The 16,637-nt window shown below is 37.1% G+C and carries 23 protein-coding genes; 12 read left to right on the forward strand and 11 right to left on the reverse strand.

Annotated elements, in window-relative coordinates; genetic code table 11:
* Positions 1 to 200 precede the first annotated feature (200 nt).
* Genes sctE through QY76_RS04760 form a run of 5 tightly spaced genes read left to right on the forward strand, consistent with a single transcriptional unit; the run spans position 201 to position 3,104 of the window.
* Positions 201 to 1,130, forward strand: coding sequence for a type III secretion system translocon subunit SctE (sctE, locus tag QY76_RS04745; RefSeq protein ID WP_144418093.1), 930 nt, complete (start codon positions 201 to 203; stop codon positions 1,128 to 1,130).
* An 18-nt stretch (positions 1,131 to 1,148) separates the two neighbouring features.
* Positions 1,149 to 2,171: a hypothetical protein gene (locus tag QY76_RS04750; protein WP_045427092.1), complete on the forward strand. Its 1,023-nt coding sequence runs from the start codon at positions 1,149 to 1,151 to the stop codon at positions 2,169 to 2,171.
* A gap of 3 nt (positions 2,172 to 2,174) precedes the next feature.
* Positions 2,175 to 2,585, forward strand: coding sequence for a hypothetical protein (locus QY76_RS17605; protein WP_034165259.1), 411 nt, complete (start codon positions 2,175 to 2,177; stop codon positions 2,583 to 2,585).
* Between the two features lie 22 nt (positions 2,586 to 2,607).
* Complete coding sequence (gene sctF, locus QY76_RS04755; protein WP_045427098.1) at positions 2,608 to 2,832, forward strand: type III secretion system needle filament subunit SctF; 225 nt, start codon at positions 2,608 to 2,610, stop codon at positions 2,830 to 2,832.
* Positions 2,833 to 2,834: 2 nt separating this feature from the next.
* On the forward strand, positions 2,835 to 3,104 hold the full coding sequence (locus QY76_RS04760; protein ID WP_049648759.1) for an EscG/YscG/SsaH family type III secretion system needle protein co-chaperone: 270 nt from the start codon (positions 2,835 to 2,837) through the stop codon (positions 3,102 to 3,104).
* Positions 3,105 to 3,147: 43 nt separating this feature from the next.
* Here the strand turns inward: QY76_RS04760 and QY76_RS04765 are convergent, their stop codons facing one another.
* The 6 genes from QY76_RS04765 to QY76_RS18615 form a co-directional block, all read right to left on the reverse strand.
* A complete protein-coding gene (locus tag QY76_RS04765; RefSeq protein WP_049648760.1) occupies positions 3,148 to 3,609 on the reverse strand; it encodes a SycD/LcrH family type III secretion system chaperone in 462 nt (153 codons plus the stop codon).
* A 20-nt stretch (positions 3,610 to 3,629) separates the two neighbouring features.
* The gene (locus QY76_RS17610) at positions 3,630 to 5,141 is read right to left on the reverse strand and encodes an EscC/YscC/HrcC family type III secretion system outer membrane ring protein (protein WP_071844110.1); all 1,512 of its coding nucleotides are present in this window, start codon (positions 5,139 to 5,141) and stop codon (positions 3,630 to 3,632) included.
* Complete coding sequence (locus tag QY76_RS18610) at positions 5,141 to 5,572, reverse strand: SepD (protein ID WP_144418094.1); 432 nt, start codon at positions 5,570 to 5,572, stop codon at positions 5,141 to 5,143. Before QY76_RS18610 ends, QY76_RS17610 begins: the two co-directional genes overlap by 1 nt.
* Before the next feature lie 31 nt (positions 5,573 to 5,603).
* Complete coding sequence (sctJ, locus tag QY76_RS04770) at positions 5,604 to 6,167, reverse strand: type III secretion system inner membrane ring lipoprotein SctJ (protein WP_049648761.1); 564 nt, start codon at positions 6,165 to 6,167, stop codon at positions 5,604 to 5,606.
* A gap of 7 nt (positions 6,168 to 6,174) precedes the next feature.
* Positions 6,175 to 6,567 carry a type III secretion system inner rod subunit SctI gene (gene sctI, locus QY76_RS17615; RefSeq protein WP_081854118.1) on the reverse strand — a complete coding sequence of 131 codons (393 nt, stop codon included), beginning with the start codon at positions 6,565 to 6,567 and terminating at the stop codon, positions 6,175 to 6,177.
* Positions 6,568 to 6,639: 72 nt separating this feature from the next.
* Positions 6,640 to 6,936 carry a hypothetical protein gene (locus QY76_RS18615; protein WP_144242802.1) on the reverse strand — a complete coding sequence of 99 codons (297 nt, stop codon included), beginning with the start codon at positions 6,934 to 6,936 and terminating at the stop codon, positions 6,640 to 6,642.
* A 237-nt stretch (positions 6,937 to 7,173) separates the two neighbouring features.
* On the opposite strand from QY76_RS18615, the gene QY76_RS18620 reads away from it, so the two are divergent.
* The 7 genes from QY76_RS18620 to QY76_RS17625 are packed head-to-tail and all read left to right on the forward strand — an operon-like array spanning position 7,174 to position 13,023.
* Positions 7,174 to 7,536: a hypothetical protein gene (locus QY76_RS18620; protein WP_144418095.1), complete on the forward strand. Its 363-nt coding sequence runs from the start codon at positions 7,174 to 7,176 to the stop codon at positions 7,534 to 7,536.
* 2 nt (positions 7,537 to 7,538) lie between these two features.
* The gene (sctV, locus tag QY76_RS04775; RefSeq protein ID WP_045427221.1) at positions 7,539 to 9,551 is read left to right on the forward strand and encodes a type III secretion system export apparatus subunit SctV; all 2,013 of its coding nucleotides are present in this window, start codon (positions 7,539 to 7,541) and stop codon (positions 9,549 to 9,551) included.
* On the forward strand, positions 9,544 to 10,881 hold the full coding sequence (locus QY76_RS17620; RefSeq protein WP_117026452.1) for a FliI/YscN family ATPase: 1,338 nt from the start codon (positions 9,544 to 9,546) through the stop codon (positions 10,879 to 10,881). Before sctV ends, QY76_RS17620 begins: the two co-directional genes overlap by 8 nt.
* Positions 10,882 to 10,883: 2 nt before the next feature.
* Entirely contained in the window at positions 10,884 to 11,252 is a 369-nt protein-coding gene (locus QY76_RS04780; RefSeq protein WP_034165263.1) for a hypothetical protein, read from the forward strand.
* The gene (locus tag QY76_RS18625; protein WP_117026446.1) at positions 11,242 to 11,652 is read left to right on the forward strand and encodes a DUF1106 domain-containing protein; all 411 of its coding nucleotides are present in this window, start codon (positions 11,242 to 11,244) and stop codon (positions 11,650 to 11,652) included. Before QY76_RS04780 ends, QY76_RS18625 begins: the two co-directional genes overlap by 11 nt.
* Positions 11,645 to 12,538 carry a type III secretion system protein SepQ gene (locus QY76_RS04785; protein WP_034171875.1) on the forward strand — a complete coding sequence of 298 codons (894 nt, stop codon included), beginning with the start codon at positions 11,645 to 11,647 and terminating at the stop codon, positions 12,536 to 12,538. Before QY76_RS18625 ends, QY76_RS04785 begins: the two co-directional genes overlap by 8 nt.
* A gap of 8 nt (positions 12,539 to 12,546) precedes the next feature.
* Positions 12,547 to 13,023: a lytic transglycosylase domain-containing protein gene (locus QY76_RS17625; RefSeq protein WP_071844112.1), complete on the forward strand. Its 477-nt coding sequence runs from the start codon at positions 12,547 to 12,549 to the stop codon at positions 13,021 to 13,023.
* On the opposite strand, the gene QY76_RS04790 is transcribed toward QY76_RS17625, so the two are convergent.
* From QY76_RS04790 to QY76_RS18630, 5 genes are all read right to left on the reverse strand, one after another.
* Positions 13,017 to 14,054, reverse strand: coding sequence for an EscU/YscU/HrcU family type III secretion system export apparatus switch protein (locus tag QY76_RS04790; protein ID WP_045427104.1), 1,038 nt, complete (start codon positions 14,052 to 14,054; stop codon positions 13,017 to 13,019). The two genes, QY76_RS17625 and QY76_RS04790, sit on opposite strands and share 7 nt — an antisense overlap.
* Positions 14,051 to 14,830 carry a type III secretion system export apparatus subunit SctT gene (gene sctT, locus QY76_RS17630; RefSeq protein WP_274554007.1) on the reverse strand — a complete coding sequence of 260 codons (780 nt, stop codon included), beginning with the start codon at positions 14,828 to 14,830 and terminating at the stop codon, positions 14,051 to 14,053. The genes QY76_RS04790 and sctT overlap by 4 nt, the downstream gene beginning before the upstream one ends.
* Positions 14,827 to 15,096, reverse strand: coding sequence for a type III secretion system export apparatus subunit SctS (gene sctS, locus QY76_RS17635; protein ID WP_071844113.1), 270 nt, complete (start codon positions 15,094 to 15,096; stop codon positions 14,827 to 14,829). The genes sctT and sctS overlap by 4 nt, the downstream gene beginning before the upstream one ends.
* The gene (sctR, locus tag QY76_RS04800) at positions 15,096 to 15,752 is read right to left on the reverse strand and encodes a type III secretion system export apparatus subunit SctR (RefSeq protein ID WP_081926401.1); all 657 of its coding nucleotides are present in this window, start codon (positions 15,750 to 15,752) and stop codon (positions 15,096 to 15,098) included. Before sctR ends, sctS begins: the two co-directional genes overlap by 1 nt.
* A 212-nt stretch (positions 15,753 to 15,964) precedes the next feature.
* Positions 15,965 to 16,375: a hypothetical protein gene (locus tag QY76_RS18630; protein ID WP_158409686.1), complete on the reverse strand. Its 411-nt coding sequence runs from the start codon at positions 16,373 to 16,375 to the stop codon at positions 15,965 to 15,967.
* Positions 16,376 to 16,637: the final 262 nt, after the last annotated feature.

The raw sequence follows: 16,637 nt of genomic DNA on the forward strand, positions 1-16,637 counted from the left end.
CCGTTGGCCCTAGTATGGCATTGGATGCTGTAGCCCCAGGGGGCAACAGTCTAAAATCCTCCGTCATCCCCCTAACACAACCTATCCTACAGCCAAGAGCACAGGTAGATGAGGGTTCATCCTCTTTTAATAGTAGCCCATTACCGCTGCCTCCTGGCAGTGTCGCGCACCGTATGGTGACACCTTCAGCGGCAGAGGATGTGCTAGATAAGCTTTTTGGTGGGATATCCGGCGAGCGAAGTGGTAGCGATAGCACCGGGTTGTTTGCTGATAAAGGGGAAGATAAAACGGCGCTACCGATCTTGGCACGTCTCAGTCAGGTTGATCCTATTGCAATGATGCTGATGGTAACCTCACTGTCGATGGAAACCTCTACACAAAAAATCGGTAGCCTGAAAGATTCAAATCGAATCTATGCCGATGGGCAAGATAAAGCGCTCGCGAGTAAGTTAGAAGAGTTTAAAAAACAGCTTGAAGAACAACAAAAAGCGGAAGAGAAAGCGCAAAAATCGAAAGTTTTAGGTCAGGTTTTTGGTTGGCTGGGTGTGCTGGCGACCGCCATAGCCGCCCTCTTTAACCCTGCTCTATGGGTCGTGGTTGCGATCAGTGCAACATCAATGGCACTGCAAACTGCCGTTGATGTTATGGGTGATAAAGCTCCGCAGGCGTTGAAAAGCGCAGCGCAGGTATTCGGAGGGATCTCTATGGCTGCCGGTTTGGCGACGGCTGGCGTAGGGGCCCTGTCCTCAATTCTTAAAAGCGCGAGCTCAGTGGCGCAGAAATTGGGTGAGACGGTAACGAAAGTCGTTGCCAAGGTAACTGAAAAGTTCGTTGAAAATACTGCAGCAAAGGTTGGTGCTATCGCGACGGGATTGACAGAGTCGAGTAAAAGCATAGGGACTACCGTATTGAATAAGGAGTCCTCAGACGCACTTATCGACTCTTTAGCTGCAGCGTTTAGCGTTAAGAATTTGGATATGAATTACCGCTTAATGGGTGAGAGTACTGGCTCAATGCTGCGTAGAGCTGCGGACGAGGGCAATGATCTGGTTCGCTTTTTACAAGGAACCTCTAATGTTATGTCTGACACTGCGCGTGTTAATTCGCGCATTATTCGTGGTTTGGCGTGATCTTAAGGATAATAAAATATGATTAATACTGTAGATGGTTCTGCGAATAACGCGTCAGGTATCAATAGCGTTAATACTGCGTTAGGTGTAAGTCCTACACCATCCGAGACCTTACCTGCGGGTGCGTTGGATCTCAATGAGCTGCTGTTGCAGATTCAAGTGCTGCTGCGTAAGGCATTAAGAGTCCTACAGGAGTACCAGCAGCAACAGGTTGGACAGAGCTTTAAGATCCAGGAGGCAGCGTTTGCTAGCCAGGATAAGGCTATTGAAGAAAGACGAAAAGGTGCGACTACTGCGCTGATTGGTGGAATTATTGGTTCCACATTGGGTGTGTTAGGGTCTTTTGCCGGAATAACCCAAGCGCGGGAGGCTGTAAAGGCGGGTAGTGCTGCTGCGAAGATTGCCGACTCAACCGGTGATGTGACGAGTGAGCTGGCTAAATCTACGGCTCAGCTGAGTAAGGTGGCAGATGCTGCTGCTGATACAGCGCAAAGCACGCAGCAAGCATTATCTCGTACAGCGTCAATTACAAGCCGTGCATCTGATATTGCTGATGATATGGCACAAAATACACAGCAGGCTGTATCGCGTGCGGCCTCGTTAACCCGCCGAGCAGCTGATGTGGCTGAAGATGCTGTGACAAGTACAGCGCCAATGGCCGCTGTCGCTAATGACGTAGCCAGTGCTACAGACGATGTGGTCGAGCTGAGTAGCCGCTTGAAGTGTATGGCTGAAAGTGTAACTAATAAATTTGATAGTATTTCACAGAATGGGGCATTCATTGCTGGAGTTCATTTAGCTCAAGGGGTAAAAGAGCTACCTGGTACTATCTCCGCTGGGCTGAAAGTATCTAATGATTTGGCGGCTGATCGAGCTAAAAATCTAGAGGATTACCAGCAGCAGAGCCGTAATATCTATCAGCAAGATGTTCAGGGAAGTAAAGATGAAGTTCGTCAGCGTTTAAATGATATCACCGAAGTTACTCGTAACATTAATGATATATTGACTCGACAAGGACAAGCTGTACGTATTGCGGGATAAGTTATGAATGATACGTTTAATGATACTGTAATCAATCGCTATCTAGCCAGTAAGGGATATCATCTTCGCCATGAATATTTAATGGGAAGCGGTTTTTTTATTGGTTGGTGTATTGAGACATCTCATTTTTCATTAACGTATCGACTTGATGGCGATGAGCTTATCCTGTGTTATTTTGTTTCACAGGTTAACCAAACAGGGCTGAAAAGCCCTGTTTTATCATTGAGTCGATTCTTACAGGATCTTTGCTCACGGTTTATAGAGATTAAAGTGATTTCAGCGATGCAGGCAATGTCAGGGAACCCTGATGAGAAAGAGAGGAGAGCCGGTCTATTCGACTTTTTCCAAAGTAAAGGCGCAAGGATTTTTAGTACTGAGCAAGAGACTTGGTTTAAGCTTTTTGTTAACAATTGATAAATTATAGAAGGTTATTCGCATGAATCTGATTGATGTGACTACACAAATGGGACAGTTTGGGCAACGAATTAGCGACTCAATTCAGCCATTGCTAGCGAGTGGCGAGGATGTTGTTAACAACCCTGAGAGAATGCTGCAGTTACAGTTTGCTGTTCAACAATATTCTGCCTATATTAACGTAGAGAGTGGAATGCTGAAAACGGTAAAAGATATTATTTCTACAATAGCTAACAGGAGTTTTTAATTATGTTAGACGGCGCTCAGCGTATGACGGCAAATCAAATTTTAATATTTTCTGCTATTGCTGCAGTTAACCATAATTTGAGGCATGATGCAGTGGCCATGTTATCTGCGCTTGAGTATGTCATTCCCAATAAGAAGGATTTAGCACAAATTGAATGTATTATTCTTTTTGGATTAAATAGAGAAGATGAGGCAAGGCAGAGAGTTTCTGCCTATGCAGATGATGAAATTAGCCAGTCTTTATTAAAGATATGCCAAAGTGGTTCTCATTAGATGATAGAGTAGTGGGCTGTTGATATATTAAACAGCCCACTTTTTATGTCTTTTCCTTGCAATCTTTTAGAAGTTTTTTAGCACTATCCTCAATGCTCTTGTACTCTTCTTTGCCATTGCACCACAATAAACAAGCCTTGAAAGCCTTTTTAGCCATTACATTGTTTTTGGTGAGAGCATAGCTTATTCCGGCATAATATGGCGCTCGAGGATCTTGCATGATCAATGTAGCACAGCGCGCGAAGCAAAGTTGTGCATCCTCATGGTCAGCAAGGCGTTGATGACAGATACCTAAAGAAAGAGTATAGTCATAATTCCAATGTTCTAGATAAGATAATAACATAAATATGTTTCTAGCTGTCGTGAAGTCGCCCGCTTGAAACGTATTGTAGGCATAACCATGCAATACATTAAGATCTTGCTGTGTCATTGATGTCAATGCCGCAAGTGTCCCACCACTTTTATAAAACTTAATAATTTCCTGGATTGACTTTATATTATTCATCGCTGGATACACTGTGGTTACTAGTTATTAATTGGCGTTGCTTTGATAAGGAAAAGTCGCATGACGCTATGTTTCTCCTGCGTTGAACTGCTAAAAAGATGCCCAATCAAAGGTATGTCACGCAATAATGGTATCCCTGCTTTTCCTGAAATTTCTCTATCTTGAATAAATCCTCCAAGCAGCAAGCTTTCACCTGCGTTCAGTGTCGCTTCTGTGGTTATCTCTGAGTTTTGAACTTGAGGGAGAGCCTCCTGATTATTCTGTGTTGATGGTGACTGACTGCCATCTTGAATATCAAGGAGCAGCCGGACCTTTTCATTCTTTAAAACATCTGAATTATTTTGACTATTAATTATTCGTGGGGTTACTCGTAATAACGTACCGCTGGTAATACTTTCCAAAGATGCGCTACGCTCACTGGATACCTTAGTAAAGAAGGTCACATTTTTATCTAAAATAGCTTGCATATTATTTAATGTTATCACCGATGGTTGCGATAATATTTTTGCCTTTGAGTTTTTCTGCAATGCATTGACGCGAATAAGGAAGTTATTTGCATTGCTGATCACTGCAGTGCTGAGAGTAGCTGAAGTATTTTGTGAGTTAAAACTGACTGAGCTGTTACCAAAACTCATGGAGCCAGACCAATTAACTCCTAGTTGTTGTAGATCGTTTGCATCTACATCGATAATTGATACTGATATTTCAATCTGCCGTTGCTCCACGTCAAGATGGGTAATAAGTTGTTGATAGATATCCATAGTAATCTCACGATCCTTAACGATGATAGCATTTTGTCTTGGATCGGCAGAGATCTGGGCCTGTCCACCAGAGAGTAATTTACTTGAATCCGTTGCATTATTCCCTTGGCTGGGCAGCGTACCATCATTCGCCATTGTTTTAAGAATCGAGATAACGCCTGGAACTGTTACGCTTTGATCTCTATATTTATAATTTATATCTACAGCAGATGCATATTTTAGTTTGAAAACTCTGATTACATCTTTATTTGTTGCTTTGGTTTGAGACTCTTTATCCAAGTTACTAGCCAAGTTAGTGATATACTTTATACATTCTGGCACGCCCCTCACCTCAAGCGAGTTAAAGGAACTTATTTTTTTTATCTGGCATGATGCATTATTATTTTGCGTAGGCTTTTTTAAGTATGAAATTAATGTATTAGTATCTAGATAGTTTGGTGTGATAATACTCCGGGTAATTTCATCTGATTTATACACATAAAGGATATTTTCATCATAATATAGTGATAGATGATACATTTTTGCAAGTTTATCTAATATTATTAATGCATTATCGGCTTTAAGTTCTCCAAGAAAACTATCGGTTATTTTAGGGCTTATAAATACTGGCAAACTATAGTTTGCTGCGATATCATTGATGATTATGCTAACGTCAGTTTTTGGTGTGACAATAAAATAATCGCCAGCCAAACGTTGGCTGAGTGTGTTAGCCGATACGTTTAAATAAGGTAGCATGCCAATTGTAAACAAGAATATATATGATTTTTTCATTATGCTAAGTTTATAATATTAGAGTAAGAAGAGTGGCTGTGTGATTCTTCATCATCTATTTTGGCAAAATTTTTATCCAGTAAAACTGCAAATGTATGCTGCATAATAATTAAACTAATATGAGATCTGTGATTACCATTCTTTAGATAGCTACGGCATAGAAAACAATTGTTATTTGATAGATAGACACCCATGTGTCGATATTCTTTTCCTGCAGTTAATATACTACATAATTTATTTAATCTTGCTGTGTCCATCTGTTTATAGTCTACATTAAGCTTCATGTAGAGAATCCAGCTGTGACCAAAATCGCGAAGAATAGCGTCTTTTTTATAAATGGTAAAGAATATCTGAGAGCTATCACCACTAACATTATTAATAAACTCTAATGAACTTAGCCATTCGATAGAGAAATCATTACTATTACTCATTAATGTTGTCTCATTATATATATTCTGATGTTTATATGGCTAGTTTCTTTATCACTACAGTAATGTTTTCAATGCTGAGTTCATCAACGCTATTTTTCACCAGTCCTTTGATCTGATTGATTGATGGTTCTAAATTAGCCTGTGGTGCAGTGATGATGAGAACGGATGCTGTTGATACTCCTGAGGAACCGTCGGTTTTTAATGCATTTAATGTAACGCTACTATCAACGACGCCAGGTATTTTATTAAGAAACTTCTCAATGCTTTGCTCTTTAATGAAATTGAGTTTAGCACTTTCCTGCATAGGCGATGAAATTAATTGGCTAGCGGGAAAAATAGTTTCAATGCTTACCAGTTTCTTTTTCGGGAATCCATTATCATTGAGTATTTTTATCGATTTTACAAAATCCTTTTTGTCTACACTTAACGATATCGCTTTGGATTTCTCAATGGTTTTATCGACGTCTATGTTGTTTGTTAATAATAATGCTTGCATTTGATTTGCTTCAGCTTCAGATAACTCAGAATATAATATCTCTTTGCATCCTGTAATAAGGAAAATAAAAATCATTAATATTATTTTTTTTGTTTTCATGTATTTTTTATTGCATTGATGTTAGTTTTGTAATAGATGTAGAAAACAGACTGGCTAATTTTGAAATAACATCTATATTCACATTTGCATTCAGTACAGAGCGCTGTAGCTGTAGCATGTCTGTTGGCGATAGCTTACCTGCGGCAAGATCATCAAAGTTAAGATCCGGGGCATTGAGTGCATTGAAATGTCTACGCTTGATCTCTTCTATTAGGACTTGTTCAGGAGAAGCTACGCTAGCTGTACTGGGTAACAGTTGCGATAAAAACTGAGAAGCTGCGGTCATTTCTACCGGCTGAGCAGGCATGTTTGTCAACTGAACTGATGATGGAATGGTAGAGGCCTCCGCTGAGTGGGGTAAGATAGATGAAAGCGCGTTAGTCTGCAGTATTGGGTCCATTTTACATTACCTTATTACCGGCCAAAGCTATAGCTTGGCCGGCATTAATTATTTTCTTTGCTAACAATATCGTTAGCTGTTATTGCTACTATTATTGTCTAATTTTTTTGCTACGATGGAACCGAGAACACCTGCGCCAAGGCCAACAAAACCTAACACTCCAGCGCTGACACCCAGAGCCATAGATGAATCGGCATCTCCGTTGTCTCCCGTCACTTTAGCGGCAATGCCTGTTCCAATTGCCCCTAATACTAGGGTAAGGGAACTCGCTAAGGTTACTATCTTAATGGTTCTGGACGTATTAGTAGAGGACTCTGAATTTAACACGCCGACTGCATTGGTTGACTCATGTGTGTTGATCGGTCGCATAGGCAGAGCATTGCTAGGGAGAGTCCCTATTGTACCTGTAGTCATAGCTGAATATTCCAACAAGTCATATATAAGTGCTGCTAGTATCAACATCCCTTTGATAACTTACGACATCTATAACTTTTAAAGGATGGGTGCTATACCTTGCATATAGATGCGTTGTCATGTATATAATATTCTCAAGGCGATTTCAAGACGATGTTTATATTTTTACGAGGTCAGTAAGGATGGTGTGTTTTGAATTTATTTCTAAAAAGAAATGTAGAATCGTTTTTAATGGCTATAAATGAAAATGAAGTATGCAATAATAATGATGTTTTTTTTGTTGTTAAATCTAATTTGTTTGATCTTTTTATTGAGAGTGACGCTGATGGTGGCGTCTTTTTTACTTACTCAATAGGATATCGATGTGATAATCTAGTAAAGTTTCTTAGTGAGTTATCACCAGAGCGTATTAATGGTTTTATTATTCATGTGTTTATTTATCGAGAAAATCTATGTATATGCTATCAGATAGATGATCTTTCAAGTCGTTATGAAAAATTACTATTAATGAATCACAATAAAATAAAATCAATTATAGAAAGGCTATGCCGTTAAAAATGAAAAGTTATATTTCTTTTTTGAATTCATTTTCCAAATATCAAGATCTCGTTCTGGCTATTTTTTTCTTTATGGCAGTAATGATGATGATCATTCCACTGCCAACGATTGTTGTTGATATAATTATTGCGATAAATATATCAACAGCATTATTGTTGTTGATGCTATCTATATACATCAAGAGACCGCTAGACTTATCCGTCTTCCCAACTATTCTGTTGATAACAACTCTGATGCGTTTGTCTCTCAGTGTCAGTACCACTCGATTGATACTTCTACAACATGATGCCGGTGAAATAATCTATTCATTTGGTAACTTTGTCGTTGGAGGTAATATTGTCGTTGGTCTGATTATTTTTGTTATTATCACAATAGTGCAATTTTTAGTGATAACTAAAGGCGCTGAACGTGTTGCAGAGGTTGGCGCGCGTTTTTCTCTTGATGGAATGCCTGGCAAGCAAATGAGTATAGATGGTGATATGCGTGCTGGTATTATTGATGCGCAGGAGGCAAAGAAACAGCGGGCTGAGGTACAAAAAGAGAGTCAACTTTATGGCGCAATGGATGGGGCTATGAAGTTTGTTAAAGGTGATGCTATTGCCAGTATTATCATTATTGTTGTGAATCTCCTCGGCGGTGTGTTGATCGGTATGTGGCAGTTTAACATGAGTTTCAGTGATGCCTTAGCGCTCTTCTCGGTACTCTCTGTTGGTGATGCTTTGGTAGCTCAGATTCCTGCATTGTTGATTTCTGTGACTGCGGGTATTGTAGTAACGAGAGTTCCTGGTGAGATTAATAATAATTTGGCGGGTGATATAATTGGTCAAGTATCAGGGAATAGTCGCCCTTTCTTTATCAGTGCCGGCTTGATGCTAGTGATGGCATCTATTCCAGGGTTCCCTGTTCTGGTTTTTATTTTACTTTCATTAGCTATGGGTGTTATTGGTTGGCGGGTTAATAAAAAACAGGTTTTTGATAGCCATAGTTCTTTAGGTCCTGAGGAGCGGATAGGCTCTGAAAATGTGACATCTGGTGCAGTCCCTCTGCGTTTAAAAATAGGTGCAAGAATCTTCAACGCAGAATTAAAACAGTTTATTGATATGATGCGCTGGCGTTTTTTTGATGAAAGAGGAATTCCTCTTCCTGAGATTGTTTTAGAATGCTCAAGCATCAAGGATGATGCTATAGAGGTCTATCTGTATCAAGAGTTAGTCTATAAGACATTTTGGGAGAATGAAAAAATAATATTTTTCCCTAACAGTAATGATTTTTCGTTTGAGTATCAAAAGGAGTTATTACCATATGGAAGAAAGGTTTATAAAACTCCGCTGGCTAATGAGGAGATAGCAATATCATTGGGTATTAAGGTAGTTAATAATGTAAATGATGCCGTTGTTTTTTATAGTAAACTGATCGTTTCATGCTGTGCTAGAGAGTTTATCGGAGTGCAAGAAACACGATATCTTATGGATATTATGGAAAGGCAATATAGCGAGTTGGTGAAAGAGTTACAGCGTCAGTTAGGGTTGAGTAAGATTGTAGATATATTACAACGCTTAGTTGATGAAGAGATATCCATCCGTGATTTACGTACTATATTTGAAACACTAATTTTGTGGTCTGTAAAAGAAAAAGATGTGGTGATTCTTTGTGAGTATGTTCGGGTAGCATTGCGGCGACATATTATCTCTAAACATAGTAATCATGGTGAGATGCTATCCGTTTGGTTGATTGGTAGCGAGTTAGAAAACGAAATGCGAGAGGCTATTCGTCAGACATCTTCGGGGTCTTACCTTAACCTTAGTGCTGAAAGAAGTTCGCAACTCATTGCAAGCATGAATACTATAATCGATAGTAATATTAATGGCGTAATATTGACATCGCTCGATATCCGCCGTTATATGAAAAAGCTTATTGAGGGCACAATTCCAACTATCTCCGTTCTTTCTTTTCAGGAGGTAGGAAATGATATCGGTCTTAAAGTTTTGGGGACAATTAATGGATATGAATAATGAATATGTTCCTAAGTTATGTTGTGAAAATATAAAAAAACTATTGAGGCATGATGATGTTGTGATATCAATAGAGAATACTGCAACTTATGAAGGTAAAATAATAGAAATTGGAGCTATTTTTATAAAGGCATATTTGCCTTTGGCGAAAATTGGTTCAATCTATCAGATTAAACCCAGTGATGAATTTGCTGAAGTGATCTCAATAAATGAAATGAGCGTCACACTTTTACCATTCTGTGACATGAGCGGTATGTTTTTAGGACAGTGGCTTAGTTTTTATCAAAGTGAATTTTTTATCTCTGTGGGCTATGGTTTATTGGGCCGCGTTGTTAATGGATTAGGTCACCCTTTGGCCGCTGGGGATAAATTGACTAATATACCTTATCAGCGCTCTTTATTTATAGAGCCTCCCGACCCGTTATCAAGAGCCATTATTGATAAGCCACTATCCGTAGGCGTTAAAGCGATTGACGGATTATTAACCTGCGGCGTAGGCCAGCGTATCGGTATTTTCGCTGGTTCTGGCGTTGGGAAAAGTACCTTGTTAGGTATGATATGTAATGGTGCTCAGGCCGATATTATCGTGATGGCCTTGATCGGTGAAAGAGGCAGAGAGGTTAATGAGTTTCTTGCTTTGCTACCAGAGGAAACCAGGCTACGTTCTGTCTTTGTAGTCACTACATCGGATCGTCCACCATTGGAAAGAATGAAAGCTGCATTTACTGCTACTACGATCGCTGAGTTTTTCCGTGATCAGGGAAAACATGTATTATTGATAATGGATTCAGTTACTCGTTATGCTCGAGCCGCTAGGGATGTTGGGTTATCGATTGGCGAGCCTGATATACGCGGTGGTTTTCCACCTAGCGTCTTTGCTACCTTACCACGCTTACTTGAAAGGGCAGGTCCTGCAGCTGTTGGTGCCATAACAGCTATTTATAGCGTGCTGATAGAAAATGATGATGCTAACGATCCTATTGCTGATGAGGTAAGATCTATTTTAGATGGACATATTATTTTAAGTAGGAAGCTTGCTGAAGAGAATCATTATCCTGCTATTGATGTTGGTTTGAGTGCTAGTCGTATTATGATTAATGTTACCTCTCGTGAGCAGTCAAATGCTGCCGCTACACTAAAATCAATGATTGCTACCTATAAGGATGTTGAGTTGTTGCTGCGAATTGGTGAGTATAAGCATGGTGAAGATCCTCAGGTCGATCGCGCTATACATCTGTGGCCGCAGATTCAATCTTTTTGTCGTCAGCCATTTGATTCTGTTATGGAATTTAATACAACTATAAATGAACTATTCAGAACGGTAGGCTAATCATGCTTAATGATATTTTAGCGATAAAAAAACGACGAATTCTAAAAAAGAAAAAAAATCTTGCTGATGTTGAAACACAAAAGCAACAAGCTTTTATTGATTTGGATACCTATCAACGTAGGCTCACGAGCAATATTCAAGTCTATAAAAATTTTTGCGATAATCTTACTTCGATAGAGTTCATATCATTATTCGAGTATCGTAAAAAACAAGCTGACTTTGAATATGATATGAAACAGTTAATTTTAGACAAAAAAGAGTGTGAAAATAATATTTGTGTTTTATCAAAAAATATTAACTCACTAACGGAAGATATAAAAAAAATTAATATTTCTATCGAAAAGATAAAGTATGTACTGAATGATGAATAATATAGATAAAATAGAAAGAAACCTTTTTTTTAAAAGTTACCCAGTAGAGTCTCCAACTGAGAAGCAAGATTCTTTTTATAATTTATTAATGAAGAAAAGAAGTGCTGACCGATGGGTTATTCGTGGTGCTGAACTATGGTTTTCGATGTTTCATTCTGGAGACAACCTTTTCGCTCATATCCCTTATGGAATAAGAACTTTTAGATTATATAATCGAGTATTAAAAGATATTATTATTGCGATTGAACGCAATAACCAAGGTGGATTTATCACTCTGAAAGTAAGTCGCAATAGGATCGAGCATAAGGTAATTATCGATAATGCTACTATTATCATAGAAAAAATAAAAAATATTTTTGACTCATGTTCTATTCAATTTGGTATAACTTATTATGATTAAATTAGAGTATTTAAGCCTTTTTTCTAAAATTGGTAGTGGGAGAGTATATCATCGTGATGAGAGCGGATCTATTTATCTCCATTTCTCTCACGGTGCAGGGCGGGGGGTTGTAATCGATTTGGTTGTTGATAGCGTGCCAGGTCAGATTTGGTTTTCGGAGTCGGAGTGGTTAGAATGGTGTAATGACATTGTACATTTTTCTGACATTGAGGCTATTCCCATTAGTTTGAAGGATATTCTTGCTACATGGGTACTCGGTGATTTTTTTTTCGGGCATAAAATTATTATAAAGCAAATAACTACTCTGGTGCTGTTAGATGGTTTTTATCCACAGGCAACAATAAACTCAGAGGATAAAAATATAGCCATGGTTATGCTTAGCACTCCATTATCTTTTTTGTCTTTTTTTGGGAATGGTGATTCTGAAATATATCCTTATGGTCAATTTAAGCTATTTGATTTTGAGTTTTATCTTGCTATTGGATATGATGAAATTGTGATAAGTCAGTTGGAGTTAGGTGGCGCGATAAGAGTTAATAATATATCAAATATTGACGATGATCAGGTTTGGATTTCTTACGGCTCTCCACTTGGTATTGTTCGCGTTGAGAATAGTAAGTTGAATATTATTGAGACATTATATTCACCGGCTGCTATAGTTTTAGATGATGCCCATGATTATGAACATATGTATTATTATTGCGTAGGCAAGGTTACATTAAACATCAGTGAGCTTGATCGATTCTTAGTTAGCGGGGCTGTTAATTACAATAAAATAATGTATTTCCCTAATGTGAAAATTATAAATGGTAAATCTTGTATAGCTGAAGGTGAGTTGGTTAAAATAAATGATGCGTTTTATGTTGAATTACTTAACCTTGAGTGATTAATGATATGCGTAATTTTATTTTTATTTGTCTTTTCGTTTTTTCATTTTCATCGGCTTATGCGGCTAAAAGTGATTTTTTAAATGATTGCTTCGTTCGGGCTGGACAAAGTTATAATATCTCACCAATTTTATTGAAAGCTATAGCGATACAAGAGTCAAATTTATCAAGTCATGTGGTCAGTAAGATGAATGCGAATGGAACATATGATGTCGGTATCATGCAAATAAATTCATTTCATTTTGAAAAATTAAAAAAAATGGGAATTACAGAGGATGATCTTATTAATGATCCCTGTGTTAATATTTTCGTAGGAGCCTATATCCTTGCTATGAACATAAAAAGTAATGGTGCAACATGGGAGTCTGTTGGGGCATATAATGCGGGGTACGGGAAGAGTTTAACCTCTATTCTTAACAAAGAAAAGTATGCAAGGCTAGTATTTGAGTCCTATCAAAAAATAAGTCCGAAAGGGCCTCAATAATCTAGATTCATGGCTATACGAAGTATTTCCGCTACAGGTTCAAAAAAATCTTCTGTAATATAATCTCCGGGAGCTATATTGGCATGGATTCCTCGTGCTAAGGAAATCTCTTCAACTATGGGTATGTTATTATCTTCAGCTATTTTTAGTATATGTAAGGCTAACTTCCCTATGCCTATTTCTAATATTTGAGGGACGGGGGTCTCACCTAATTTATAGTATATACATACAGCAATATGTGTGGGGTTTTTTACTATTACTGTTGATTTTCGTACGTTGTTACCCAGGCTTCCACTTTGTATTTCCGCATGGATTTTTTTTCTTTCTGATTTTACTTCTGGGTTGCCATCGCTATCTTTTGATTCACGCTTTACTTCATCTTTAGTCATCATTATTTTCTTTTCTCCATTTCTTCTTTGGAACCAAAAATCAAATATGGAAAAGATAAGATAACCGACTAGTATTCCTTTCCAAAGGAGTGAAATAATATAAAAAGAATAATCAAATGCTACTGTATTAGAGGCATATGGTAAATTTGAGAAATCGCGTACGTGCTCACGAATTATGACGTAGCTAACTAGGCTAATGAAGGCTAACTTTAATATTGATTTTAAAAGCTCAAAGACATTTTTAAGTGAAAAAATATTTTTTATGTTATTTTTAACGCTAAGTTTTTGCAGGCTCGGCTTGATTTTTTCAACTGCAAAAACAAATCCAATTTGTGAAACTATAGAGAGGATGTCACCGATAAAAATAACTGCAACTAGAGGGAGTATGTATTTTATTGATAAGTCTAATGCCATTCCAGTAATTTTTCCAGCGGAATAAGATAATTCATAGTTAATTGACTCGATAGATGTATTTATTAGTTCTATTATTTCAGATAAAAATGAATTACCATACAGATATAAATATGTAAATATAAATATAGATTGTACGGCTGAAACAACCTCTTCACTTTTTATAACATCGCCTTTCTCTTTTAGATCCCGTAATTTTTTTGTTGTCGGCTTTTCTGTTTTTTCACTCATATAGCTTTCTCTAGTAGTAAGGTAATTAAGTTTTTATTGAGCGCTATTGCTTCTTTTACTAAGGATGGATATGTATGAAGTACAATGATTAAAATAAAGAATGCGATTAAGCTTTTAATCGGTAACGATAGCGTGAATACGTTTAGCTGCTGTGCCGTTTTATTCAAGAATCCAAAGGCTATATCTGTCAGCAAAATACCGACGATCATAGGAATTGAGAAGCTAACCAGAAGTTTTAAAAATGAGTTCCATAAGGAGTATATGAAACTAATAAGCTGACCGTTGATTTCAATAGATTGTGATATGGGTAATGTTTGGTATGATGAATATAATGTGCTGAGTATATCTTCTATACCTCCATGTATTATAAAAATAATGTTAACAAAATGATATAAAAATACACCGGTTACAGATGAGGAATCGTTTATTGCAGGGTTAAGTATTGAAGCGATGGTTGAACCGCGCAAGGTATCAATAAGTTGGCTTGCGGAGTCTATAGCCCAGAAGATGATAGTAAACGATAGTCCGATAAAGAATCCAATCATTAATTCTTTTAGTACAAATAGAGATAAAGACGATATCTCATGTGGCATAACCTCAGTGATATTTATATTTTGATGTATTATTGGGAGTGATATTGCTAATGTGAATGCATTCCGGATTAGCGGTGACAGGAAGTTTCCCAAAGAAAAGATGGGAATAATTAGGAATGCGCCCAAAGGGCGTAATATACATATAAATATAGTGATGATGATGTCAACAGTATCTTTCATCATTTTACCAATAGATTAAGGTGTTCAAAAATTAATGATGAAAAATTAAGAATGACATTCCCCATCCAATGGTATGTAAGTGCTAGTGTGGCAAATACAGCTAATATCTTTAGTAAGAAGGGTAAAGTTTGGTCCTGAAGTTGAGTGAGTGCTTGAATTAGGCTTATTAATATACCAACGATAGAGGCAGCAGCTACTGTTGGAAGCGATAATAATAGTACCACCCATAGCATTTCTATACTGACTTGAACTAATGTTCCACTGTTCATTAATTAACCACCAGAAGGTATTCGAATAATTTTTGCCAACCACCAATCAATATAAATAATAATATTTTAAATGGAATTGAAATGGTTATTGGTGAGACCATCATCATACCTAATGCCAATAGGATATTTGATATAATTAAATCTATTGCAATAAAAGGAAGATAGAGCAAAAATCCTATCTTAAAAGCAGATTCAAGCTGCCCCAATGTAAAGGCGGGAAGAAGAATGAATATAGACTCTTTAGATGCTACATCACTGTGTGCACCCCATTTTTCCTGTGCTTTTTTCTCAAAGAAGTCGATTTTTTTTACATCTGTATTTTTTATTAGGAAGTCTTTATAAGGTGAGAGTATGTTTTTATCTACACTCTCGAAGTAGTTATTGTTGTTTATATCTATGGGGTTTGTTTCTAGATTTTTTTTTACTTGAAGTATTGTTGGTGACATTATAAATATGGTTAATGTTAAAGCTACTGAGGTAATCGCCATATTAGGAGGTACTTGCTGGATTCCAAGAGCATTTTTAAGGATGCCTAATATGATGACAATCTTAAGAAATGAGGTTCCTATGACAACGAAAATCGGAAGCAGTGATAGGAGGAAGAATATAACGATCAGCGTGATAGGCTGACTTCCTATAGATATAAGTTGTGTCATGGTTTATTATTCGTCTAATAAAGTGTTATATTTTAGTTTGAAGTTTGCTAACGCGTTTTCTATTTGTTTTTTGGGCGATAGTGTTATTCTTATATATTGATTTTCCATTACTATGGTATCGATGTCCATGTTGCTATCATTAGTAATCGTTGCATTAATACTATCTGTATTAATTATGAGATTTTCGTTCTTTGTTATTTCTATATCTCCATTTAACTTGTTTTTTTAATTTTGTCACTAATTATTTCTGATAGAATTTGTGGCCAGTCGATGCGTTTAGCCAAAAGTTCAGGGAGTGCGCGGCTCAATGATAACTGCGCCTGCTCTATGGCTTTTAGAAAAAGATAACGCTCAGCATTCTGAGTATCGAGTAGTAGTTGAATGGATTGGTTTATTTTTTCATTAAATCTCATTTGATAATGCGTGTTAATATTGTTACGATATCTCCATAGTCTAATTGCGAGTCTTCTGCGAATGTTTGCTTTTATCTGATGTTTCTTTTTTCTTGCTGATAATAATATATTGCATGCTGTTTCTCTAGATTCTTTAATGTTGTTATTTTCAATATTTAATATACTGATCTCACTGGCGCTTAAGTGTTTTTTTTCATTAAAATTACTCAATTTTATTTTTCTGTAGCGTGTTGTTTTCATTTTTAAATAATAATTTATTTAGTTGTATAATTAATGATATGTGATCACTATTAGATAATGTTATTTTGGTGTAACCTTTAGGAAAGTAATACTTTGCTATTTTCCACGCAAGATCGTCGGGAAATAAAGTTTCAAATATTGTTACCCCATATCTAGTTAGGTGTTTGATAATATCCTCAGGGGATGTGTTGGGTTCACTCTGTCCATTTTTCCAATAAAAAGTTAACTGTGT

The sequence above is a fragment of the Edwardsiella sp. EA181011 genome (genome assembly GCF_000800725.1).
Taxonomy (GTDB): Bacteria; Pseudomonadota; Gammaproteobacteria; order Enterobacterales; family Enterobacteriaceae; genus Edwardsiella; species Edwardsiella anguillarum.